Genomic DNA, 21,404 nt, shown 5'->3' with positions numbered 1-21,404 from the left:
CAGTGTCTGGCGAATTTATAAAACGAGCTATCCAACTAAATTTTAAGCCATTAACTCGGCCTTAACTTTCACTACCACCTTTTTAATCTCACCAGGTTCGCCGACAACGCATCCCGGTTTATGCGGTTCTCCTGGCATAAACACGGCGAACATTCCCGGTTTCAGGATGATGGTTTGCTCGTTCTCAATGGCGCTGCAAAGCTGGTAATCATCTTCATGGTGGAACTCTTCACACTGGCGCGCAGTGCCTGCCATACCAAAAAGAATCCGCTCCTCGCCGTTTAATAACAGCTGGATGTCAATGTACTGCTGGTGCAATTCGGCTTTTTTCTCAACGGGCGATTGAGTGTTAAACGTCATGACATTCATAAAGATATTGTCGCCCTGCAATTCGTAACGACCCGGCGCTTTTTCCTGCGGCCTGGCAGCTAATGCCAGCGTTAACGCGTCCAGTAGTGCTGGATGTAAACCGGCAGATGGTAACGACTGTACTTCACCCATCATCATAATTTTTCTCCCTGAGCCAACAACGCAGCCCCAAGTAAACCTGCATCATGGCGGTAGTGCGCCGCCAGTAACTCAACATGAAATGCCGCTGGCTCCTTAGCCAGATACGTTTCCACCAGCGCCAGATACCCTTCCGCCAGCCCAACACTGCCGCCGAGCACCACACACTGGCAATCAGTCGTGGCTTTAACATCGGCAATCAGTCTTGCCAGCGCATGTGCGGAGCGATGAATCAGTTGCTGCGCCTGCTCGTCACCCTGTCCGGCGCGCGTGAAAATGGTTTTCGCATCCGCGCCAGCCAGCTCACCCTGCGCCGCCGCCGCCGCAATACCGCGACCAGAAGCAATCGCTTCCACGCAACCTGTGCGTCCACAGCCACAGACAGGCCCCTGCGGATCGGCAAGCGTATGCCCGATGTGCCCCGCCAGACCGCCTGGGCCGGTAAGCAGTTTGCCGCCGCTCACTACACCGCCGCCAACACCAGTGGAAACGGTGATAAACACCATATCGGTTATATCGCCTTCCAGCGCCTGATACTCCGCCCACGCTGCGGCCTGCGCATCGTTAATGGCAATGGTCGGCAAATCGGTAAGTTGTTCCAAAGTTTTGACTAACGGAAAATGTAGCAATCCACCGAGATTATGCGGATTCAGCGCCAGCAAGCTGCCATCGCGGATGATCCCGGTTGAAGCGATGGCAACCTGCTGCGCATGAGCTTGCAACGGGGAGACTAACGCGGCCAAGGCTTCACGCAAGGCTTCTGGTGTCTGGCTGGCAGGCGTAGGAAGTTCTCGGCGATCGCGGATCTGCCCATCAGCGCCAATCAGCGCGGCGGCAAGTTTAGTACCGCCGATATCAATCGCCAGTGTGGTCATAGCACCGCCTTTTTCATCGCTGTGTTGTACCACTGACAAATGTGTTCAAGACGCGTAATGGCAGAACCCACCGTTACCGCCCATGCGCCGTGGCGCATCGCATCCGCCGCCTGCGCTGGCGAGTTGTAACGTCCTTCGGCAATTACCCGACATCCGGCGTCGCTCAACGTTTTCACCAGCGCCAGATCCGGCTCTTCTGGCGTTACAGGCGTGGTATAGCCAGAAAGCGTAGTGCCAATAATTTCGGCTCCCAGCTTTTGGCATGCCAGGCCGTCTTCCGGCGTTGAGCAGTCGGTCATCGCCAGTAAACCGTGATGGTGAATACGTGCCAGCAGCGTTTCAACAGGCACCGGACGCGGTCGGTCGGTGCCGTCAATCGCGATAATGTCCGCGCCCGCCTGCGCCAGTGCATCAACATCTTCAATATAAGCTGTGATACGTACCGGAGAATCCTCCAGATCGCGTTTCACAATCCCGATAATCGGCACGCTCACCACCGCACGCGTGGCTTTCAGGTTTGCCACACCTTCTATGCGAATAGCAACCGCACCTGCCTGCTCTGCCGCTAATGCCATGGCAGCAACGATTTCGGGTTTATCGAGCGGGCTGTCCGGAACCGGCTGGCAGGAGACAATCAGTCCACCGTTAGCGGCGATTTTTTGATCCAGTTGTGCAAGTAACGACATACATCTTCCCTTAGCGAAAGACCCGGTACAGAGACCGGGCTACAGAATTAACTTTTGGTTTTGACTAAATCGTTTTTGGCGCTGCCAAACGGTACGGCACCGCTAAATGGTTTGCCGTCGATAGCGTCATGAGTCCGCAACGCTTCCGGGCGCAGCCAACGCTGAACGCGGGATGGCATATCCAGACCAATCAGCAAGATCACCACGAACGTCAGACTGAACGAGAGCGATCCCAGCGCAGTGCCCAGATCCAGACGTTGAGCGATCAACGCGCCGAGGATTGGAGCCAGTGCGCCGCCAAGTGCGCCGACGTTGTAGGTAAAGCCCAGCCCCGCTGCACGCTGGTCGGTATCGAAATAACCGCCGATCAGTTTCGGTAAGATCCCGGAGATGCCCTGACCAAGCATTTGCTGGAAGAACAGTAACAGACCGAGTACCCAGACGTTTGCGCCGCCAATCGCAAACACCGGAATAATCAGCAATTGTGAAGCTAACAGGCTACAAACGTAGGCTTTGCGCGTTCCCAGCCAGTCACCGAGGAAGCCACCGACGCAGCAACCCACCGCCGCACCAAAACCACTAAAGAACAACACATTGGCGACCGTATGTGGGTTATAAGCCAGCTCAGTTTTCAGATACGTCGGCAGCAGCGCCTGAATCGGCCATGAGTAGAGGAAAGCAAACAACACAACCACCATCAGCATCACACCGGTTGGCCAGCGTTTGCCCGTACTCTGTACCATAAAGCTGATAAAAATTGCGGCGCATAACAGCCCAAGAACAGCGACGATTGCGGCATTTTGCAGGTTGCCGGCAAAGCAGAACCACAGCGCAGTAGCTGCCGCCAGTGTCATCACGATATTGGCGATGCGATGTTCACCACGGTAAAGAATATCCACCATTGTGCGTACCGGTGCTTTACCCCCGTGTTTCTCTTTCCAGTCTTCCGCTTCCGGGATATTTTTACGCAGCCAGAGAGCAAAGATGATCGGTAAGATGCCGATAAAGAACAGCGCACGCCAGCCCCAGATCGGAACCACCAGGCTGTAAACCTGAGCGGCAACGACAGCACCCACAGAGAAACCGGAAATCAGAAAACCACTGGCTTTGTTACGTAGGTGTTTTGGCCAGCTTTCAATGACATAGGTGGCGCTGGAACCGTATTCTCCTGCCATCCCCATGCCGATCACCAGACGAGCGATAAACATAGTGATGTAGCCTGGCGCAAAGCCACAAGCCAGCGTCCCGACCGAGAAGAGAACGATACTGGTGACCATTGCCAGACGACGCCCGTAACGATCCCCCATAGCCCCAAGCATCAAGCCGCCGAACCAGCGTGAGATAAAGGCTGCGGAGATCAGACTTGCCGCCTGCACCGTCGTCAGCCCAAATTCACCTTGTACTTCGGTGAGTACCAGGGCAATTAAAACGAAATCAAAACCATCAAGTAGATATCCCAACCAGGCAGCGGAAAATGCTCGCCATTGTGCGCGGTTGAGATGGCGATACCACGGGATATTCTGGGTTGTAGTACTCATTGTGAGTCTCCCGCGATGGGCGTTGCCCACACGCTTTGGTATGAAAGTTGTAGGGTACAGATGCGTTTATTTCCCCTCACCCGGTAGGGGCGAGTGAGGGGAAAAACTCACCCGCGCTCTTGCATCAACTGCTGAGCCAGCGCCTTCAGTTCTGGCAGATATTTTTCATCCACCGGACCAAACGGTTTGCGGCACAGCGGAACGGACACCACATCCATATAGTGAAGAACTGTTTTCAGGCCACGGAATACGCCTGTTTTAATCAGCAAATCAATGACTTTGTTGCACTCGGTTTGCAGTTTCTGCGCGGTTTGAATATCGCCCTCTTTCAACGCCTTAACGATGCCCTGATAACGCCAGCCCATGATGTTGTAGGTACTACCGATACCACCATCAGCGCCCGCCAGCAGGCCGGAAGCAAAGATTTCGTCGTAACCGTTGTAGAGCACCAGATCAGGATGTTCACGACGGATCTGCTCCATCTGATAGAGATCGCCAGAGGTCTGTTTCAGCGCCCCGACACCCGGCAACGTAACCAGAGTGTTGATCTGATCCAGGGTCAGTTTAACGCCGCTTAACGCCGGAATGTTGTACACCACCATCGGCAAACCATCCGCTGAATCAATGATTGCCCGATAGTGATCGCAGTGTTCTTCAAAGCTAAAAGGATAGTAGAACGGCGTAACGGCAGAGACGGCATCAAAGCCATAACGTTTAGCGGATGCCGCAAGTTGTTGGCTTTCAGCAGTGCTGACGCAACCTACGTGAGCGATTAATTTAATCTTGCCTTTCGCCTCTTCCGCGACGATTTCCAGTACCTGTTCACGCTCGGAAAGGCTCTGCACAAAGGCTTCGCCGGTTGAACCACCTACGTATAAACCGTCGATGCCCTGCTGAATATTGAACTGAACCAGGCGGCGCAGACTCGCTTTATCCAGTGCTTGTTGTTGGTCAAAAGGAGTCAGGAGTGCGGCCATTACGCCACGTAAATTTGTTGCCATAAATACCTCTGAAGTGATGCTTGCCTGTTAAAAACGATATACCTTTATACCTGTTATACCAGATCAAATAAGCAACACATCATACAGAACGCTTATAATGCGATCTGCTTCACTAAAGTGGCATTATTTTTTTTTGTTAGTGGTTTGACCGAAGGCGTGCCAGGTGGCAGAAACGCTGTTGAGGTGCGATTGCAATGCGCGATCGGCTTCATCGGGATCGTGACGACGGATCGCATCAACGATCGCAATATGCTGCTGATAACTAACGTTGTTATGCTCGTGCAGCGCCTGATCGGCGACTGTCGGACGGGCGGCGATCAGCCAGTCGAGCAGAGCAACGTGGATCGCCATAAAGATCGGGTTCCCAGGGATCTCTGCCAGCACACGGTGGAAATCAACATCTGAACGAATAAACGCGGCGTTGTTATCCAGCGACTGACTGTTGATTTCCAGTGCTTTGGCCAGCAAATCAATTTGTTCATCGGTGGCATGTTCAGCCGCATAGCGCACCAGGCTGGACTCAAAGAACAGACGTAACTGTTCGAAATGGGCTATCCCGCCAGGATGGGAAAGAAAATCTTTTGCCATGCCGGAAAGCTCGCCGATGATGGTGTCCGCAGAAGGACGCGAGACACGAGCGCGTTCACCATTATTAATTTGTACCAGACCTTTGCGCTTTAACGCCGCCAACGCTTCACGTACCGAAGGACGCCCAACGTTAAAGAACGCCATAAGTTCGCGTTCAGAAGGCAGTTGCTCACCTTCGCCAAATTCACGACGGCGGATCATCTGCTCCAGCTCTTCCTCCACCATTTCGGAGAGTTTTTTGCGCGCCAGTGGACGACGACGCAAGTTACGACCGATAGTAGCCGGAGAATCTTCTGCTTGCGGATCAAATGCGTTCATAGAGCTCTTTCTGGGAAAATATGTTGACGGATAATAGCGAAGTTATCGTAACACAGTATTAAAATCAGGCGAAAAGAAGGTAGATAGCAAAACAGGCCACATGGGCCTGTTTATCATTTATTTCACAACCCGCAATGCCGGGCGTCCACCGCGTGGAGGCTGTGGCGGTTCATCGTCAGGATGATGGTCATCATCGTGATCGGGCTTATCGCCATCAATAACCGACATAACGGTTTCATTATCTGCCGACGCTTCATCATCATTCATGATACTGGCATCTTCATCGTAGGCAGCTTCAGGCTCGAACATTGTTCCTGCGCCATTTTCGCGGGCGTAGATAGCCAGCACGGCAGCCAGCGGTACTGAAACCTGACGCGGAATGCCACCAAAGCGCGCGTTAAAACGCACTTCATCATTCGCCAGTTCCAGATTGCCAACCGCACGCGGCGCAATGTTGAGTACGATTTGCCCATCACGTGCATATTCCATAGGAACCTGCACGCCAGGGAGCGTCACATCCACCACCAGGTGCGGCGTGAGCTGGTTATCCAGCAACCACTCATAGAATGCACGCAGCAGATAGGGACGACGTGGTGTTAGCTGTGACAAATCCATACAGATTAACTCCGGCCCAGACGCATTTCACGTTCTGCTTCAGTTAAAGAAGCAAGGAAAGAGTCACGCTCAAAGACGCGGGTCATATAGCCTTTCAGCTCTTTCGCACCCGGGCCGCTAAACTCGATGCCCAGTTGCGGCAGACGCCACAGCAGCGGAGCAAGGTAGCAATCGACCAGGCTGAACTCATCGCTCAGGAAGTACGGCTTCTGACCGAAGACCGGCGCAATCGCCAGCAGTTCTTCGCGCAGTTGCTTACGTGCGGCATCGGCTTCAGAGGCTGAACCGTTGATGATGGTGTTCATCAGCGTGTACCAGTCTTTTTCGATACGGTGCATGTACAGACGGCTTTCACCGCGAGCTACCGGGTAAACAGGCATCAGTGGCGGATGCGGGAAACGCTCATCCAGATATTCCATAATGATGCGAGATTCCCACAGGGTCAGTTCACGATCCACCAGGGTCGGAACGCTCTGATTCGGGTTGAGGTCAATCAGATCCTGAGGCGGATTGTCCTTTTCCACGTGTTCGATCTCGAAACTTACACCTTTCTCAGCCAGCACAATGCGGACCTGATGGCTATAGATGTCAGTAGGACCGGAAAACAGCGTCATTACCGAACGTTTGTTGGCAGCGACAGCCATGAAAACCTCCAGGTATAGTCAGAATTTTTACTGCTACCAGCCACCAGGTGGCCAGTCAGAAGTTATGTTACCCAGTAAGGAACGACTCTCTTTGTTCGAAAATCAAACAAAAAATGAGCAATACCCGACATTTGGGCAGAAAATTGGATGATAGTTTACCAGATTTTGCGACCTTTGTGGTAAGTCGATACCAGAAATGGGGAAAAAGAGATGCGCTTTAGTCTGAAATGGTTGACTTAATCCCTTATCGGCGATGTTGTTTTTGTTTTACCTGCCTGTCAGGCGGTAGCAAAAAGCACCTTTCCATTTTTACGCTGATTCAGATTTTAGCCATAAAAAAACCCGCCGAAGCGGGTTTTTTTCGCAAATTGTATTCTGCCGGAGCAGAAAGCAATTAACGTTTGGAGAACTGCGGACGACGACGTGCTTTACGCAGACCGACTTTCTTACGTTCAACCTGACGAGCGTCACGAGTAACGAAGCCAGCTTTACGCAGTTCAGAACGCAGGGACTCGTCGTACTCCATCAGAGCGCGGGTGATACCGTGACGGATCGCACCAGCCTGACCAGAGATACCACCACCTTTAACGGTGATGTACAGATCCAGTTTCTCAACCATGTCGACCAGTTCCAGCGGCTGACGAACTACCATGCGGGCAGTTTCACGACCGAAGTACTGTTCCAGAGAACGTTGGTTGATAACGATTTTGCCGTTGCCCGGTTTGATGAAAACGCGAGCTGCGGAACTTTTGCGGCGACCAGTGCCGTAGTATTGATTTTCAGCCATTGCCTATAATCCCGATTAGATGTCAAGAACTTGCGGTTGCTGTGCCGCGTGGTTGTGCTCGTTACCCGCGTAAACTTTCAGTTTACGGAACATAGCACGACCCAGCGGGCCTTTTGGCAACATGCCTTTAACCGCGATTTCAATCACACGCTCAGGACGGCGAGCAATCATCTCTTCAAAGGTCGCTTGTTTGATACCACCGATGTGACCGGTGTGATGATAGTACACTTTGTCAGTACGCTTGTTGCCGGTTACAGCAACTTTGTCAGCGTTCAGAACGATGATGTAATCACCAGTATCTACGTGCGGAGTGTATTCCGCTTTATGCTTACCGCGCAGGCGCAGAGCCAGTTCGGAAGCCAGACGACCCAGAGTTTTACCGGCCGCGTCAACAACATACCAGTCGCGTTTTACGGTTTCTGGTTTAGCTGTAAAAGTTTTCATTAAAAGCTTACCCAATAAATAGTTACACGTTGGTGAACACCCAAACGTCTTCAATTGTTGAGGTTCACACGACAAAGTCCGGCAAACCTACCCCTTCGAATAGCCTATGCCAGCACACAAAAAGTTTTGGGAAAAAAACTTTCTTGTAACGTGGGGTCGCAAGATTATAGAGAAGTCGGGGTCAAAGATCGACCCCTTTTTGTGATTTGTGACAGGTTTTAACCCGCCAAATGCTCGCGCTTCAAATACTCTTCGCTTTGCATCTCTTGCAGACGTGACAGGCAACGCTGGAACTCAAACTTCAGCCGCTCGCCCTGATAAATCTCATACAAAGGTACTTCCGCGCTCACCACCAGCTTGACATGGCGCTCGTAAAATTCATCCACCAGCGCAATGAAACGCCGCGCTTCACTCTCCATCAACCGCGTCATGACGGGCACATCAAACAACATCACCGTGTGAAACAGACGTGAGAGCGCAATATAGTCATGCTGGCTGCGGGCATCAACGCACAGCGTGGTAAATGACACCGCCAGCGTCTGGTTTTCTACGCCCATAGTCGCCAGCGGTCGATGATTGATTTCCAGCGTAGGGGCTTGTTCTCGTTTTGCACCTGCCAGCGCCAGCCACAGCTTATCCATCTGCTCACGCGTTTCATCATTAAGCGGCGACAGCCACAGATGCGCCTGAGTAAGGGTACGCAGCCGATAATCAACACCGGCGTCCACGTTCATAACATCACAATACTGTTTAATGGCATCAATTGCAGGAAGAAAACGCGCACGTTGCAGGCCATTGCGATAAAGCTCATCCGGTGGAATATTTGACGTCGCCACCAGCGTTATGCCGCGAGCAAACAATGCTTTCATCAGGCCACCCAGCAGCATGGCGTCGGTAATATCAGAAACAAAAAATTCGTCAAAACAGAGCACGTCAGTTTCGGCTTTAAAGCGATCGGCAATAATTTCCAGCGGATCGCTCTGCCCTTGCAATGCGGTTAATTCTTCATGCACCCGCAGCATAAAACGGTGAAAATGCAGCCGCTGTTTTCGCTCTCCCGGCAAGCTTTGATAGAAAAGATCCATCAACCAGGTTTTTCCACGCCCTACACCGCCCCACATATATAAGCCACGCACCGGCGCGTTGCTTGTATCTTCGCGCTTCCCCCACAGTTTCCCGACCCGTGCCATTAGCCCGCTAGCCCTGGCGACTGGCGGCGTGCTGTTGATTAATTCCTGGTAGATAATCTCCAGCCGACTGACGGCCTCTTTTTGTACGTCGTCGGGTTGATGGCTGCCTTCATTGAGCGCCTTCAGGTATTGCGATGTTGGGGTAACGCTTTGCATGATGTTCTTGTTATTCCTTGAATAATCGGTGTGCCGTTGTTCACGGTTGACGAAAAAAAGGCCGTTCTACACTACGCGATATGCAGTCGGGATTCCACTTCTGTGGAATTAACGGTTATAGTGGCATAATCAGCCGCAGGCATGGAGCCTGAAGCCAACACCCTACGGAAACAAAAGACAACGGGAGATGTTCATGACCTGGGAATATGCGCTAATTGGGTTAGTCGTCGGCATCATTATTGGTGCTGTGGCCATGCGTTTTGGTAATCGTAAACTGCGCCAGCAACAGGCGTTGCAGTACGAACTTGAAAAAAATAAAGCTGAACTGGACGAGTATCGCGAAGAGCTGGTTAACCACTTTGCCCGCAGCGCGGAATTACTGGATACCATGGCGCACGACTATCGCCAGCTGTATCAACACATGGCGAAAAGCTCCAGCAGCCTGCTGCCGGAACTGTCTGCTGAAGCCAACCCGTTCCGCAATCGTCTGGCAGAATCTGAAGCCAGCAACGATCAGGCTCCGGTGCAGATGCCGCGTGACTATTCTGAAGGCGCATCCGGCCTGTTACGTACCGGCGCGAAGCGCGACTAATTTATTTTGCGGGCGCAGCCATTGCGCCCTCCTCTTCTCTTCTTCCCCCGACTATCATTTAATCTGGTGTCTCATTGTTTACCATCTGAAAATTCAATAACATCAAACTGTTTTGAATCTCTTTTTCTTATCATTCAGGTACGAGAGCAGGAATAATGAAAAAGCAAACCCAGCTGTTGAGTGCATTAGCGTTAAGTGTCGGGTTAACTCTCTCGGCGCCGTTTCAGGCCATCGCATCGATTCCCGGCCAGGTTGCCGGTCAAGCGCCACTGCCCAGTCTGGCGCCGATGCTGGAAAAAGTGCTTCCCGCAGTGGTCAGTGTTCGAGTCGAAGGAACCGCCAGCCAGGAGCAGAAAATTCCGGAAGAATTCAAAAAGTTTTTTGGTGATGATTTACCGGATCAGCCTGCGCAACCTTTCGAAGGTTTAGGTTCCGGCGTCATAATCAATGCCAATAAAGGTTATGTGCTGACCAACAATCACGTCATTAATCAGGCACAGAAAATCAGTATTCAGCTCAATGACGGGCGTGAGTTTGATGCGAAGCTGATTGGCGGTGATGAGCAGAGCGATATTGCCCTGTTGCAAATTCAGAATCCCGGCAAATTAACGCAAATTGCCATTGCCGACTCCGATAAACTGCGCGTCGGTGATTTTGCCGTCGCGGTCGGCAACCCGTTTGGTCTTGGGCAAACCGCCACCTCCGGGATTGTTTCCGCATTAGGCCGCAGCGGGTTAAATCTCGAAGGTCTGGAAAACTTTATTCAGACCGATGCCTCTATTAACCGTGGTAACTCCGGCGGTGCACTGTTAAACCTTAACGGTGAATTAATTGGCATCAACACCGCAATCCTTGCCCCGGGCGGCGGTAGCGTAGGAATTGGTTTTGCCATTCCGAGTAATATGGCGCGTACCCTGGCGCAGCAACTTATCGACTTTGGTGAAATCAAACGCGGCCTGTTAGGCATTAAAGGCACCGAAATGAGTGCCGATATCGCCAAAGCATTTAATTTAGACGTTCAGCGCGGCGCGTTTGTCAGCGAAGTGCTGCCAGGTTCTGGCTCGGCAAAAGCAGGCGTGAAAGCAGGCGATATTATTACCAGTCTCAACGGCAAACCGCTGAATAGCTTTGCTGAGTTGCGTTCTCGTATCGCGACCACCGAGCCGGGCACGAAAGTGAAACTCGGCCTGCTGCGTAACGGCAAACCGCTGGAAGTAGAAGTGACGCTCGATACCAGCACCTCATCGTCAGCCAGTGCCGAGATGATCACACCTGCGCTGGAAGGCGCGACGTTGAGTGACGGTCAGCTAAAAGATGGCGGCAAAGGTATTAAGATCGATGAGGTTGTCAAAGGAAGCCCCGCCGCTCAGGCTGGCTTGCAAAAAGATGATGTGATCATTGGCGTCAACCGCGATCGGGTGAATTCGATCGCTGAAATGCGCAAAGTGCTGGCGACAAAACCGGCCATCATCGCCCTGCAGATCGTACGTGGCAATGAGAGCATTTACCTGCTAATGCGTTAATGTCGTAAACCGGGCATCAGGCTGACGTGTGATGTCCGGTTAACTCGTGGTATGCTGCTGCCGTTCCCTTTTTTAATGACGCCTCCATCATGTTTGTGAAGCTCTTACGTTCCGTTGCGATTGGATTAATTGTCGGCGCTATTCTGCTGGTTGCCATGCCTTCGCTGCGCAGCATTAACCCGCTTTCCACACCGCAATTCGACAGTACCGATGAGACGCCTGCCAGCTATAATCTGGCGGTTCGCCGCGCCGCGCCAGCGGTAGTCAACGTTTATAACCGTGGTTTGAACACCGCCTCACACAACCAGCTTGAGATCCGTACACTGGGATCTGGCGTGATCATGGATCAACGCGGTTATATCATCACCAATAAACACGTGATCAACGACGCCGATCAGATCATCGTCGCCTTACAGGATGGTCGTGTTTTTGAAGCATTACTGGTGGGATCTGACTCTCTAACCGATCTGGCGGTGCTTAAAATTAATGCCACTGGTGGTTTACCCACTATTCCTATCAATTCACGACGCGTACCGCACATTGGCGATGTGGTGCTGGCGATCGGTAACCCGTATAACCTTGGGCAGACCATTACCCAGGGCATTATCAGTGCCACAGGTCGAATCGGCCTGAACCCGACCGGGCGGCAAAACTTCCTGCAAACCGATGCTTCCATTAACCACGGTAACTCCGGCGGCGCGCTGGTGAACTCGCTGGGAGAACTGATGGGCATCAACACGCTGTCGTTTGATAAGAGTAACGATGGCGAAACGCCGGAAGGTATCGGCTTTGCGATTCCTTTCCAGTTAGCAACCAAAATTATGGATAAGCTGATCCGCGATGGTCGCGTGATCCGTGGATACATTGGCATTGGTGGACGAGAAATCGCACCTCTGCACGCGCAGGGCGGCGGTATCGATCAACTGCAAGGAATTGTGGTTAACGAAGTGTCACCTGATGGTCCGGCGGCGAATGCGGGTATCCAGGTCAACGATCTGATTATCTCTGTGGATAACAAACCAGCCATCTCCGCACTGGAGACGATGGATCAGGTTGCGGAAATCCGACCTGGCTCAGTGATCCCAGTTGTAGTGATGCGTGACGATAAGCAGCTAACGTTGCAGGTCACCATTCAGGAATATCCAGCGACTAATTAAGTCGTGCGCTCAAAATAAAAAACCGGAGTCTGTGCTCCGGTTTTTTATTATCCGCTAATCAATTACTTATTAACGAATTCTTCGCCCAGGGCGATATCTTTCTTCAGCGTATCCAGCATACCTTCCAGCGCGTTCTGTTCAAATGCGCTCAGGGTGCCGATAGATTTACGCTCTTCCACGCCGTTTTTACCCAGCAGCAACGGTTGAGAGAAGAAACGTGCGTACTGACCGTCGCCTTCAACGTAGGCACATTCTACAACGCCTTGTTCGCCCTGCAGTGCGCGAACCAGAGACAGACCAAAACGTGCAGCGGCCTGGCCCATAGACAGGGTTGCAGACCCGCCACCGGCTTTCGCTTCAACCACTTCAGTACCCGCGTTCTGGATACGTTTGGTCAAATCAGCCACTTCTTGTTCGGTGAAGCTTACGCCAGGAACCTGAGACAGCAGCGGCAGAATGGTAACACCAGAGTGACCGCCAATAACCGGCACTTCAACTTCGCCCGGCTGTTTGCCTTTCAGTTCCGCAACAAAGGTGTTGGAACGAATGATATCCAGCGTGGTAACGCCGAACAGTTTGTTTTTGTCATAAACACCGGCTTTTTTCAGCACTTCTGCAGCGATAGCCACAGTGGTGTTCACCGGGTTAGTGATAATACCAATGCACGCTTTCGGGCAAGTTTTCGCAACTTGCTGTACCAGGTTTTTCACGATACCGGCGTTAACGTTAAACAGGTCAGAACGATCCATACCCGGTTTACGCGCAACACCTGCAGAAATAAGAACGACATCTGCGCCTTCCAGAGCAGGGGTCGCATCTTCACCAGAAAAACCTTTGATTTTCACAGCAGTAGGGATATGGCTCAGGTCGACGGCCACACCGGGAGTGACTGGAGCGATATCATACAGGGAGAGTTCTGAACCTGAAGGCAGTTGGGTTTTTAACAGTAGTGCAAGCGCCTGGCCGATACCACCAGCAGCGCCGAGGACTGCGACTTTCATCCTAAACTCCTTATTATATTGATAAACTAAGATATGTTGCTCCGCTGCCGCGACCTTAATCCACAAATTCCCTGTTTACAATGACCACTTCTCAAGAATGTGTAGTCACGCAAATTTGGCGTTTATGCATTTAATTGACGTAATCAGGGAGCTAACTTACGTAATTAACAGTCGCTTATGCATTAGGGCAACATTCCAACAGGTGGTGACAATATACCCTACCGTTCAGCCAAAACAACATCATTTTGATAACAATTAATTTACTTTTAAGCGAAATTTACATGCCGTGACGCAGGCATGTTTCTCAATAACGAAATTTGATAAAATCCCGCTCTTTCATAACATTATTTCAGCCTTCTCCAGGGCAGACTGTTTGCATAAAAATTCATCTGTATGCACAATAATGTTGTATCAACCACCATATCGGGTGACTTATGCGAAGCTCGGCTAAGCAAGAAGAATTAGTTAAAGCGTTTAAAGCGTTACTTAAAGAAGAGAAATTTAGCTCCCAGGGCGAAATCGTCGCCGCATTGCAGGAGCAAGGCTTTGACAATATTAACCAGTCTAAAGTCTCGCGGATGTTAACCAAGTTTGGTGCTGTACGTACCCGCAATGCCAAGATGGAAATGGTTTACTGCCTACCAGCTGAACTGGGCGTACCAACCACCTCCAGTCCGCTGAAAAATCTGGTGCTGGATATCGACTACAATGACGCTGTTGTGGTGATTCATACCAGCCCTGGCGCGGCACAATTAATTGCGCGTCTGCTGGACTCTCTGGGCAAAGCAGAAGGTATTCTTGGCACCATTGCCGGTGATGACACCATCTTTACCACCCCTGCTAAAGGTTTTACCGTCAAAGACCTGTACGAAGCGATTTTAGAGCTGTTCGACCAGGAGCTTTAATCTCTACCCCGCCGCTTCTGGCGGCGGGAAAAATGCTGCATTTGCCTCTTATCCCCCTGCTTTCCCCTGTCATCTATTAACGAATAGTGCGCTTTGCTGCGACAAAACATTCACATATCGAATACATAGGGTAATAATCGCACATTATGCAAAAAAAAGATATCATATTGAAATTAATGACATTTATAATGGTGCCCTATGTTTTTAATTCCACTTTGTTATAAAAATTAATATTTTTAACACTTTAAATCCAATAGAAACAGTTAGCGTGGTATTAATTAGCTAAATAATTAGTGTATACTTGATTTTGTGATATGGGTCACGAAACAAAGGCCCAGCTAAAAGATTATGTCGAGGTAAAAATCATGAAAATCAAAACCACTGTTGCTGTATTAAGCGTACTTTCTGTTCTCTCTTTCGGTGCCTTCGCTGCCGATTCCATTAATGCTGCACAAGCGCAAAACCGTGAAGCTATCGGTACAGTGTCCGTCAGCGGGGTGGCGTCTTCGCCGATGGATATGCGTGAAATGTTGAATAAAAAAGCGGAAGAAAAAGGCGCAACGGCCTACCAGATTACTGAAGCTCGTAGCGGTGACACCTGGCACGCTACGGCTGAACTGTACAAATAAACCCTCATCGTCTTGTCCGACGATATTGCCCCCGGTTCGGGGGCTTTTTTTTGCGCTAATGACGAACATTAAAACGCAAATGCCCTTCCAGCTCTTCCTCTGCCTCATCAAACAGCAATATTAACGCGCCAAAACGGCGACGCATTTTCTCTCCCAGATGAACGAATTCGATCTCCAGCGGTAGCGGCAGGACATCATTCATTAACACATCCCATAGAGAGTCGAGATCGCGTACCTTATCTTTCGCCAAGCCAAAGGTTTGGCTAAAGTCGCGATAAAAATCCTCCTGACTCTCAATCTCATCAAAATCAAATGTATAGATATTCATCTGTTGCCACCGTCACGTTTCGCGGCGAGTTCTGCCGTTCATCGCTAAGTATAGACATGAAAAAACCGACGCTTTTGGCGTCGGTTTTAACTTAACTATCGGTCAGCGCATGTTGATACTTATGGAGCATACCGGTAAGCCGATGCACCGGTTCCGTCACCTGCGGTGGCGCTTGCCAGATGCGTAGCTTTTCCTGGTAGATTTCCAGTTCTTCCAGCAACTGGCCAAAGTACCGACGACGTTTATCATCGCTACGGGCAGATATCACATGGTCTGCTGTGCGGCGCATTTGTCGGTGAAACGCCGATAAATCCTCGTTAACCGGGATCGGCGCATCACGCAGGCGCTGGTGCGCGATAATCATCGTCAGCGCCAGGCGAAATTTCGGCAAATCTCCGGGAAATTTATTCATCAGCAAAAACAACTGCTGATAAAGTGCCGGAAGATGGTTCTCTTTACGACGCGCGACATTGGTGGTCATCGCGGAAACAGCAGCAGAAACAAATTGATTAAGCAATACGCGTCCGGTTCTGTCGCGTGATTTATCCCGCACTAACAGAATAACAATAAACGCCAATACACAGCCAACGATTTGCCCTAATGCGCTGTCGAGAAACTGACTGAAATGGAACGTCATCGGGTTATCCAGCACGATAATATTGATGGTGCTGGCCAGCGCCCCCATTGAACCCAGTCGCCGTTTCTGTACTTCAATGCCAAGGAAGAATCCCAGCACGGCAAGGCTGATACACAGCAGCAACATACTCTGTTGGGTATTTGGGATAATCACCAAAAAGTAGAGCAGCCCTAACGGCAACGCCGCCAGCGTCCCGTAGATAAAGTCGATCGCCACCATGCGTGGATTCGGCAAACGCATCGCCAGTGACGTCACTACCGCAATCATCACCATTGCGCCACTGCCGGAAGTCCAACCCGTCCACAGCCAGAAAAGCGTGCCCAGAATGCAGGAAAGTGTGGTTCGCCAGAAGTTAACCATCGCATGATGACGTTCGGCTGACTCAACTTTTACTTCCGGCTCGCCTTGCAGGATCTCTTCTTCGGTGGCGTTGATTTTTGTATTACTGATAACACCGCGTTTGAGCAATTGATAACGTGTTGCCGCCGCGACCCAGCTATAAATGGTGACAGGTGTTTCCCGTTCCCCGGTCCAGGCAATAACTCTTCGCAGGCGTTTGAGCTGCTTGTGGACGTCCTGCGCGGTTTCTACCGGTGTGTCAAAAAATTCGCGGAAAGTATCAGTGATCAATTCCGGGCGCGAATTCTGAATCAAATAGGTTTCGCAGGACTGGGTAATCAACGTCAACGATAGCGTATTGATCGCTTTTAAACGTCGATTGGCTCGCGCCCAACGGGAAGATTCCATATTCAGGTTGCTGCGCATACCTTGTAGCGCCGTGGTGCGTCGAACCAGGTCGCCCCAGGCTTTATCGACAACTTCGCCATCGCCATGCTTGATACAGAGTTGCATTAATTGATATTGCGCGACCAACAAACTTTCCAGCTCCCGATCCACTTCTTGTTTGATCGATCGCGGAGAAAAGAGCAGATCCGCCATAATCGCACACACAATACCGATAACGATCTCACTACAACGTTCGACGGCAAACTGCGGCGTCAGCAACGGTTCCGGCTGAATGGTGATCACAATGATCAGCGCGGTATAACCAGCCAGTCCCCACGCATAGGAGTTCTCTATTCGTACCAGTGAAGAAATCCAGGTACAAAAACCGGCCCAGATACAGCACACCAGAATCATCAGCAAAGGGGCGCGGATCATCGCAATAATGATCACCAGCCCGGCAATACAGCCGATAAATGTGCCGATGATGCGTAAAAAGCCACGATAGCGAATAGCGCCAGAATACGGTTCGCCACCAGCAGCAAAGGCCGGGCCGGCGGCAACAATCGCCGCTGTCAGTACCGCCCAGCGTGGCGTTTCCAGCTGAAAGTGAAAGCCAACAAACAGCGCCAGCACAATGGCGGTCGCCAGTTTTACCGCAAAGCGAATATGTTGGTTAGCAATGGAGAAAATACCCATCGTGATTAACCAAACTCACGCAGGCGATGAGCCATTTTACGGAAGAACGAATCCTGGCTTTCGTCACGATCCTGTTTGCCAGTGACCACCACCGTCGCGGTGGTGCCCGCAGGCCAGATGTTCTCTTGCTGATTATCGAGACGAATACGTACCGGAACTCGTTGCGCCAGACGCACCCACTCCAGGTTAGAGTCGATAGTCGCCATTCCTTTATCATCGCGCGTACTGCTGGCGTTGGTGACCCCGGCAGCGACGCTATCAACCGTACCTTTCAGCACTTTGTTGCTGCCAAGCGGCGTGATCTCTGCGCGATACCCAGGGCGCACCCCTTCCAGCTTGGTTTCTTCCATATAGGCCAGCACATAGAAGGAGTTCTGTTTCACCAGCGCAACCGCCGTTGAGCCACGGGTAATAAACTCACCGGTATAGACGTTGAGATTGGTCACCCAGCCATCTGCCGGTGCGCGGATCACTGTGCGTTCAAGATCCAGTTTTGCCAGATCGCGGGTCGCCTGCGCTTTCGCTAACTGATGCAGAACCGTTTGTAGTACGTTGTTGGCCTGGTCTATCTCTTCGCGAGACATCGCCTGTATGCCGAGACGGTTACGACGTCCGGCCTCCTGGCGTTTTTCCTGTGCCAGCACCTGATAATAAGCAACATCGGCTTGCGCTTCCTCGAGCGCCTTTTGATAGCGTGGCTGGTCGATGGTGAACAGTACCTGTCCTTTTTTCACCAGCTGGTTATCATGAACATTTACCTGAGTAATGAGTCCGGATACGTCCGGCGCGATCGCAACGACGTCGGCGCTAAAGCGTGCGTCACGCGTCCACGGGGATTCGGTGTAATAGACCCAGGCATTAAAAATTGCGATGAAGGCCAGAATGACTAATACGACCGTGATGGCCGTACGGGAGAATTTTCTTATTAGTGTTTTCACTTCAACCTCAAACGAACAGTCGCGATATCAAATAAAACAAGCAGCAATAGAGCGCGGTGTTGAACAACGCCGGATGCCAGACAAAGTCGTAGATACCTGTTGGCACAAGTACCCGGCGCACCAGCCAGAAAATCGCCAGTGATAAAAGCAATTCGAAAAATATCGGTGGGAAGGACAGCCCAAACACCACGATAACGGGAAACAGACTCATGTTGACCTTGGTTGTATAGAGAGAGCAGGCGTTATTATTTTCAGCATCTGTCGCCGCAGAGAAGGGCATGGAAAGCCGGGCGAGAGCAACATTGCTGTAGATTGATATTTAATATATTAGCGTAACTGTTATGCTGTTATCTATATTATGTGATCTAAATCACTTTTAAGTCAGAGTGAATAATGGAACGACTAAAACGCATGTCGGTGTTTGCCAAAGTAGTTGAATTTGGCTCTTTTACCGCCGCCGCCAGACAGCTACAGATGAGCGTTTCGTCCATCAGTCAGACGGTGTCAAAACTGGAAGATGAGTTGCAGGTAAAGCTGTTAAACCGCAGCACACGCAGCATTGGCTTGACTGAAGCCGGTAGAATTTACTACCAGGGCTGCCGTCGGATGCTCCATGAAGTGCAGGATGTCCATGAGCAATTGTATGCCTTCAATAACACCCCCATCGGGACGCTGCGCATTGGCTGTTCTTCAACTATGGCACAAAATGTTCTCGCCGGGCTGACAGCAAAAATGCTGAAAGAGTACCCAGGTCTGAGCGTGAATCTGGTCACTGGTATACCTGCACCCGACCTGATCGCTGATGGTCTGGATGTGGTGATCCGCGTCGGCGCATTGCAGGATTCCAGCCTGTTTTCCCGCCGTCTGGGCGCGATGCCAATGGTGGTGTGCGCAGCTAAAAGCTATCTCACACAATACGGCATACCAGAAAAACCCGCCGATTTAAGTAGTCATTCATGGCTGGAATACAGCGTGCGCCCGGACAATGAATTTGAACTGATCGCGCCAGAAGGGATCTCAACACGACTGATCCCGCAAGGACGGTTTGTCACAAATGATCCGATGACGCTGGTGCGCTGGCTGACGGCAGGCGCCGGCATCGCCTACGTGCCGCTGATGTGGGTGATCAACGAGATCAATCGCGGGGAACTGGAGATCCTGCTGCCGCGTTACCAGTCAGATCCACGCCCGGTTTATGCGTTATATACCGAAAAAGATAAGCTGCCACTGAAGGTGCAGGTCGTGATCAACTCACTGACAGATTATTTTGTTGAGGTCGGTAAGCTGTTTCAGGAGATGCACGGGCGCGGGAAAGAAAAGTAATTCATGTGCGTAGGCCGGATAAGGCGTTTACGCCGCATCCGGCAACCAATGCCTGATGCGACGCTTACCGGCCAGGATAGATTACGCAGTACCGCCAACGGTCAGGTTATCGACTTTAAGCGTCGGCTGACCCACGCCAACCGGCAAACTCTGCCCTTCTTTGCCGCAGACACCCACGCCGTTATCCAGTTTCAGGTCGTTGCCCACCATCGAAATCTGCTGCATGGTTTCGATGCCGGAACCAATCAACGTTGCGCCTTTCACCGGCTTCGTTACTTTACCCTTTTCAATCAGATACGCTTCTGAGGTGGAGAAGACAAATTTGCCGGAGGTGATATCCACCTGGCCGCCACCGAAGTTCGGCGCATAGATGCCATACTCAACGGATTCAATAATTTCCTGCGGGGTCGATTTACCCGGCAGCATGTAGGTGTTGGTCATACGCGGCATGGGCAGGTGAGCGTACGATTCACGGCGACCATTGCCAGTCGGCTTCATACCCATTAAGCGCGCGTTGAGTTTATCCTGCATGTAACCTTTCAGGATGCCGTTCTCAATCAGCACATTGTACTGACCTGGCGTACCTTCATCATCAATCGCTACCGAACCACGGCGATCGACCATCGTGCCATCATCAACCACGGTACACAGTTCAGAAGCCACCAGCTCCCCGACCTGTCCACTAAAGACTGAAGTACCACGGCGGTTGAAGTCGCCTTCCAGGCCATGACCGACCGCTTCATGCAACAGCACGCCGGGCCAGCCAGCGCCGAGAACTACCGGCATGGTGCCCGCAGGTGCGGCAACAGCAGAAAGATTGACCAGCGCCATACGCACGGCTTCTTTTGCCCATGCATCCGCACGGACTTCGCCATCGAGATCGGCAAGGAAGAACTCATAACCAAAACGACCGCCGCCGCCACTGGCGCCGCGTTCGCGTTTGCCATCTTCTTCGACCAGAACGCTCACAGAAAGACGCACCAGAGGGCGCACATCCGCTGCCAGCGTGCCGTCAGTCGCCGCAACCAGAATTAATTCATAGACGCCACTGAGGCTGGCAGTCACTTCCTGTACGCGCTTGTCCGCTTCGCGAGCAACCTTATCGACACGACGCAGGATATCCAGCTTCTCTTCACGGCTCATGCTTTGCAGCGGGTCAACCGAGGTATACAGCGGGCTATGCTCTACCGCGCCCAGCGTCTGTACTTTGCCATCGCCGTTGTCACGCACAATGGTACGCGCCGCTTGCGCACTTTGTTCCAGCGCCAGCAGGCTGATTTGGTCAGCGTAAGCAAATCCGGTCTTTTCACCGCTGATTGCACGCACGCCAACGCCCTGATCGATGTTGTAAGAACCATCTTTAATAATGCGGTCTTCTAAAACCCAGGATTCGTGATAGCTCGACTGAAAATAGAGATCGCCATAATCAAGGCGACGTTCGGTCAGTTGACCGAGGATCGCGAACAAGTCCTGATGTTTCAGGCCATTCGCCGCTAGCAATTGTTCACTTACCAGGTTCAGACTCATCGTTTTTGCTACTCGTTAGTTACTGCGGTAGAGGATTTTTTACGGCTGCCGGATGCGGCGTGAACGCCTTATC

At 51.4% G+C, this 21,404-nt stretch carries 23 protein-coding genes; 6 read left to right on the top strand and 17 right to left on the bottom strand.

Features of this window, described 5'->3' with window-relative positions:
• Window positions 1-42: 42 nt before the first annotated feature.
• From nanQ to zapE, 11 genes are all read right to left on the bottom strand, one after another.
• Window positions 43-507, bottom strand: a complete 465-nt coding sequence (gene nanQ, locus EQY_RS0106855; protein WP_000979866.1) for an N-acetylneuraminate anomerase — start codon at window positions 505-507, stop codon at window positions 43-45.
• The gene (gene nanK, locus EQY_RS0106850; RefSeq protein ID WP_000209042.1) at window positions 504-1,382 is read right to left on the bottom strand and encodes an N-acetylmannosamine kinase; all 879 of its coding nucleotides are present in this window, start codon (window positions 1,380-1,382) and stop codon (window positions 504-506) included. Before nanK ends, nanQ begins: the two co-directional genes overlap by 4 nt.
• Complete coding sequence (locus EQY_RS0106845) at window positions 1,379-2,068, bottom strand: N-acetylmannosamine-6-phosphate 2-epimerase (protein ID WP_000054234.1); 690 nt, start codon at window positions 2,066-2,068, stop codon at window positions 1,379-1,381. Before EQY_RS0106845 ends, nanK begins: the two co-directional genes overlap by 4 nt.
• A 47-nt stretch (window positions 2,069-2,115) precedes the next feature.
• Window positions 2,116-3,606, bottom strand: coding sequence for a sialic acid transporter NanT (nanT, locus tag EQY_RS0106840; RefSeq protein ID WP_000108483.1), 1,491 nt, complete (start codon window positions 3,604-3,606; stop codon window positions 2,116-2,118).
• Window positions 3,607-3,713: 107 nt separating this feature from the next.
• Entirely contained in the window at window positions 3,714-4,607 is an 894-nt protein-coding gene (gene nanA / locus EQY_RS0106835; RefSeq protein WP_000224714.1) for an N-acetylneuraminate lyase, read from the bottom strand.
• Between the two features lie 123 nt (window positions 4,608-4,730).
• The gene (nanR, locus tag EQY_RS0106830) at window positions 4,731-5,513 is read right to left on the bottom strand and encodes a transcriptional regulator NanR (RefSeq protein WP_000990910.1); all 783 of its coding nucleotides are present in this window, start codon (window positions 5,511-5,513) and stop codon (window positions 4,731-4,733) included.
• A 117-nt stretch (window positions 5,514-5,630) separates the two neighbouring features.
• Window positions 5,631-6,128, bottom strand: coding sequence for a ClpXP protease specificity-enhancing factor (sspB, locus tag EQY_RS0106825; protein ID WP_000366123.1), 498 nt, complete (start codon window positions 6,126-6,128; stop codon window positions 5,631-5,633).
• Window positions 6,129-6,133: 5 nt separating this feature from the next.
• The gene (sspA, locus tag EQY_RS0106820) at window positions 6,134-6,772 is read right to left on the bottom strand and encodes a stringent starvation protein SspA (protein ID WP_000257293.1); all 639 of its coding nucleotides are present in this window, start codon (window positions 6,770-6,772) and stop codon (window positions 6,134-6,136) included.
• Between the two features lie 394 nt (window positions 6,773-7,166).
• Window positions 7,167-7,559 (bottom strand): 30S ribosomal protein S9, encoded by a 393-nt coding sequence (rpsI, locus tag EQY_RS0106815; protein ID WP_000829818.1) that lies wholly within the window; start codon window positions 7,557-7,559, stop codon window positions 7,167-7,169.
• 15 nt (window positions 7,560-7,574) lie between these two features.
• Window positions 7,575-8,003, bottom strand: a complete 429-nt coding sequence (gene rplM / locus EQY_RS0106810; protein WP_024212445.1) for a 50S ribosomal protein L13 — start codon at window positions 8,001-8,003, stop codon at window positions 7,575-7,577.
• Between the two features lie 218 nt (window positions 8,004-8,221).
• Complete coding sequence (gene zapE / locus EQY_RS0106805; RefSeq protein ID WP_001192359.1) at window positions 8,222-9,349, bottom strand: cell division protein ZapE; 1,128 nt, start codon at window positions 9,347-9,349, stop codon at window positions 8,222-8,224.
• 193 nt (window positions 9,350-9,542) lie between these two features.
• On the opposite strand from zapE, the gene zapG reads away from it, so the two are divergent.
• The 3 genes from zapG to degS all read left to right on the top strand — a co-directional run bounded on the left by zapG (window position 9,543) and on the right by degS (window position 12,621).
• On the top strand, window positions 9,543-9,941 hold the full coding sequence (zapG, locus tag EQY_RS0106800) for a Z-ring associated protein ZapG (protein WP_010345273.1): 399 nt from the start codon (window positions 9,543-9,545) through the stop codon (window positions 9,939-9,941).
• Between the two features lie 155 nt (window positions 9,942-10,096).
• Window positions 10,097-11,464 carry a serine endoprotease DegQ gene (gene degQ / locus EQY_RS0106795; RefSeq protein ID WP_000745039.1) on the top strand — a complete coding sequence of 456 codons (1,368 nt, stop codon included), beginning with the start codon at window positions 10,097-10,099 and terminating at the stop codon, window positions 11,462-11,464.
• 89 nt (window positions 11,465-11,553) lie between these two features.
• Window positions 11,554-12,621 (top strand): outer membrane-stress sensor serine endopeptidase DegS, encoded by a 1,068-nt coding sequence (gene degS / locus EQY_RS0106790; RefSeq protein ID WP_000497715.1) that lies wholly within the window; start codon window positions 11,554-11,556, stop codon window positions 12,619-12,621.
• 62 nt (window positions 12,622-12,683) lie between these two features.
• Here degS and mdh read toward each other — a convergent pair whose 3' ends face one another.
• Complete coding sequence (gene mdh / locus EQY_RS0106785) at window positions 12,684-13,622, bottom strand: malate dehydrogenase (RefSeq protein WP_001295272.1); 939 nt, start codon at window positions 13,620-13,622, stop codon at window positions 12,684-12,686.
• Window positions 13,623-14,056: 434 nt separating this feature from the next.
• Here mdh and argR point away from each other — a divergent pair, with 434 nt between their 5' ends.
• Window positions 14,057-14,527, top strand: a complete 471-nt coding sequence (argR, locus tag EQY_RS0106780; protein WP_001257843.1) for a transcriptional regulator ArgR — start codon at window positions 14,057-14,059, stop codon at window positions 14,525-14,527.
• A gap of 365 nt (window positions 14,528-14,892) precedes the next feature.
• Window positions 14,893-15,156 carry a peroxide/acid stress response protein YhcN gene (gene yhcN / locus EQY_RS0106775; RefSeq protein WP_010345287.1) on the top strand — a complete coding sequence of 88 codons (264 nt, stop codon included), beginning with the start codon at window positions 14,893-14,895 and terminating at the stop codon, window positions 15,154-15,156.
• A gap of 55 nt (window positions 15,157-15,211) precedes the next feature.
• Here the strand turns inward: yhcN and EQY_RS0106770 are convergent, their stop codons facing one another.
• From EQY_RS0106770 to aaeX, 4 genes are all read right to left on the bottom strand, one after another.
• Window positions 15,212-15,484, bottom strand: coding sequence for a barstar family protein (locus tag EQY_RS0106770; protein WP_001029011.1), 273 nt, complete (start codon window positions 15,482-15,484; stop codon window positions 15,212-15,214).
• 91 nt (window positions 15,485-15,575) lie between these two features.
• On the bottom strand, window positions 15,576-17,543 hold the full coding sequence (gene aaeB, locus EQY_RS0106765; RefSeq protein ID WP_000510934.1) for a p-hydroxybenzoic acid efflux pump subunit AaeB: 1,968 nt from the start codon (window positions 17,541-17,543) through the stop codon (window positions 15,576-15,578).
• A 5-nt stretch (window positions 17,544-17,548) separates the two neighbouring features.
• A complete protein-coding gene (gene aaeA, locus EQY_RS0106760) occupies window positions 17,549-18,481 on the bottom strand; it encodes a p-hydroxybenzoic acid efflux pump subunit AaeA (RefSeq protein ID WP_000854026.1) in 933 nt (310 codons plus the stop codon).
• A gap of 7 nt (window positions 18,482-18,488) precedes the next feature.
• Window positions 18,489-18,692, bottom strand: coding sequence for a p-hydroxybenzoic acid efflux pump operon protein AaeX (gene aaeX / locus EQY_RS0106755; RefSeq protein WP_000051841.1), 204 nt, complete (start codon window positions 18,690-18,692; stop codon window positions 18,489-18,491).
• Between the two features lie 182 nt (window positions 18,693-18,874).
• On the opposite strand from aaeX, the gene aaeR reads away from it, so the two are divergent.
• On the top strand, window positions 18,875-19,804 hold the full coding sequence (aaeR, locus tag EQY_RS0106750; protein ID WP_000440317.1) for an HTH-type transcriptional activator AaeR: 930 nt from the start codon (window positions 18,875-18,877) through the stop codon (window positions 19,802-19,804).
• Between the two features lie 81 nt (window positions 19,805-19,885).
• Here the strand turns inward: aaeR and tldD are convergent, their stop codons facing one another.
• Window positions 19,886-21,331 carry a metalloprotease TldD gene (tldD, locus tag EQY_RS0106745; protein WP_000055924.1) on the bottom strand — a complete coding sequence of 482 codons (1,446 nt, stop codon included), beginning with the start codon at window positions 21,329-21,331 and terminating at the stop codon, window positions 19,886-19,888.
• Between the last annotated feature and the right edge of the window lie 73 nt (window positions 21,332-21,404).

Source organism: Escherichia sp. TW14182 (assembly GCF_000208525.1).
Lineage (GTDB): Bacteria > Pseudomonadota > Gammaproteobacteria > Enterobacterales > Enterobacteriaceae > Escherichia > Escherichia ruysiae.
This window is presented reverse-complemented; position numbering and strand designations above follow the sequence as displayed.

What these genes read in the sequence shown, in the direction of transcription:
- nanQ (WP_000979866.1), bottom strand. Translation starts at nt 507, where the DNA reads ATGATGATGGGTGAAGTACAGTCGTTACCATCTGCCGGTTTACATCCA.
- nanK (WP_000209042.1), bottom strand. Translation starts at nt 1,382, where the DNA reads ATGACCACACTGGCGATTGATATCGGCGGTACTAAACTTGCCGCCGCG.
- EQY_RS0106845 (WP_000054234.1), bottom strand. Translation starts at nt 2,068, where the DNA reads ATGTCGTTACTTGCACAACTGGATCAAAAAATCGCCGCTAACGGTGGA.
- nanT (WP_000108483.1), bottom strand. Translation starts at nt 3,606, where the DNA reads ATGAGTACTACAACCCAGAATATCCCGTGGTATCGCCATCTCAACCGC.
- nanA (WP_000224714.1), bottom strand. Translation starts at nt 4,607, where the DNA reads ATGGCAACAAATTTACGTGGCGTAATGGCCGCACTCCTGACTCCTTTT.
- nanR (WP_000990910.1), bottom strand. Translation starts at nt 5,513, where the DNA reads ATGAACGCATTTGATCCGCAAGCAGAAGATTCTCCGGCTACTATCGGT.
- sspB (WP_000366123.1), bottom strand. Translation starts at nt 6,128, where the DNA reads ATGGATTTGTCACAGCTAACACCACGTCGTCCCTATCTGCTGCGTGCA.
- sspA (WP_000257293.1), bottom strand. Translation starts at nt 6,772, where the DNA reads ATGGCTGTCGCTGCCAACAAACGTTCGGTAATGACGCTGTTTTCCGGT.
- rpsI (WP_000829818.1), bottom strand. Translation starts at nt 7,559, where the DNA reads ATGGCTGAAAATCAATACTACGGCACTGGTCGCCGCAAAAGTTCCGCA.
- rplM (WP_024212445.1), bottom strand. Translation starts at nt 8,003, where the DNA reads ATGAAAACTTTTACAGCTAAACCAGAAACCGTAAAACGCGACTGGTAT.
- zapE (WP_001192359.1), bottom strand. Translation starts at nt 9,349, where the DNA reads ATGCAAAGCGTTACCCCAACATCGCAATACCTGAAGGCGCTCAATGAA.
- zapG (WP_010345273.1), top strand. Translation starts at nt 9,543, where the DNA reads ATGACCTGGGAATATGCGCTAATTGGGTTAGTCGTCGGCATCATTATT.
- degQ (WP_000745039.1), top strand. Translation starts at nt 10,097, where the DNA reads ATGAAAAAGCAAACCCAGCTGTTGAGTGCATTAGCGTTAAGTGTCGGG.
- degS (WP_000497715.1), top strand. Translation starts at nt 11,554, where the DNA reads ATGTTTGTGAAGCTCTTACGTTCCGTTGCGATTGGATTAATTGTCGGC.
- mdh (WP_001295272.1), bottom strand. Translation starts at nt 13,622, where the DNA reads ATGAAAGTCGCAGTCCTCGGCGCTGCTGGTGGTATCGGCCAGGCGCTT.
- argR (WP_001257843.1), top strand. Translation starts at nt 14,057, where the DNA reads ATGCGAAGCTCGGCTAAGCAAGAAGAATTAGTTAAAGCGTTTAAAGCG.
- yhcN (WP_010345287.1), top strand. Translation starts at nt 14,893, where the DNA reads ATGAAAATCAAAACCACTGTTGCTGTATTAAGCGTACTTTCTGTTCTC.
- EQY_RS0106770 (WP_001029011.1), bottom strand. Translation starts at nt 15,484, where the DNA reads ATGAATATCTATACATTTGATTTTGATGAGATTGAGAGTCAGGAGGAT.
- aaeB (WP_000510934.1), bottom strand. Translation starts at nt 17,543, where the DNA reads ATGGGTATTTTCTCCATTGCTAACCAACATATTCGCTTTGCGGTAAAA.
- aaeX (WP_000051841.1), bottom strand. Translation starts at nt 18,692, where the DNA reads ATGAGTCTGTTTCCCGTTATCGTGGTGTTTGGGCTGTCCTTCCCACCG.
- aaeR (WP_000440317.1), top strand. Translation starts at nt 18,875, where the DNA reads ATGGAACGACTAAAACGCATGTCGGTGTTTGCCAAAGTAGTTGAATTT.
- tldD (WP_000055924.1), bottom strand. Translation starts at nt 21,331, where the DNA reads ATGAGTCTGAACCTGGTAAGTGAACAATTGCTAGCGGCGAATGGCCTG.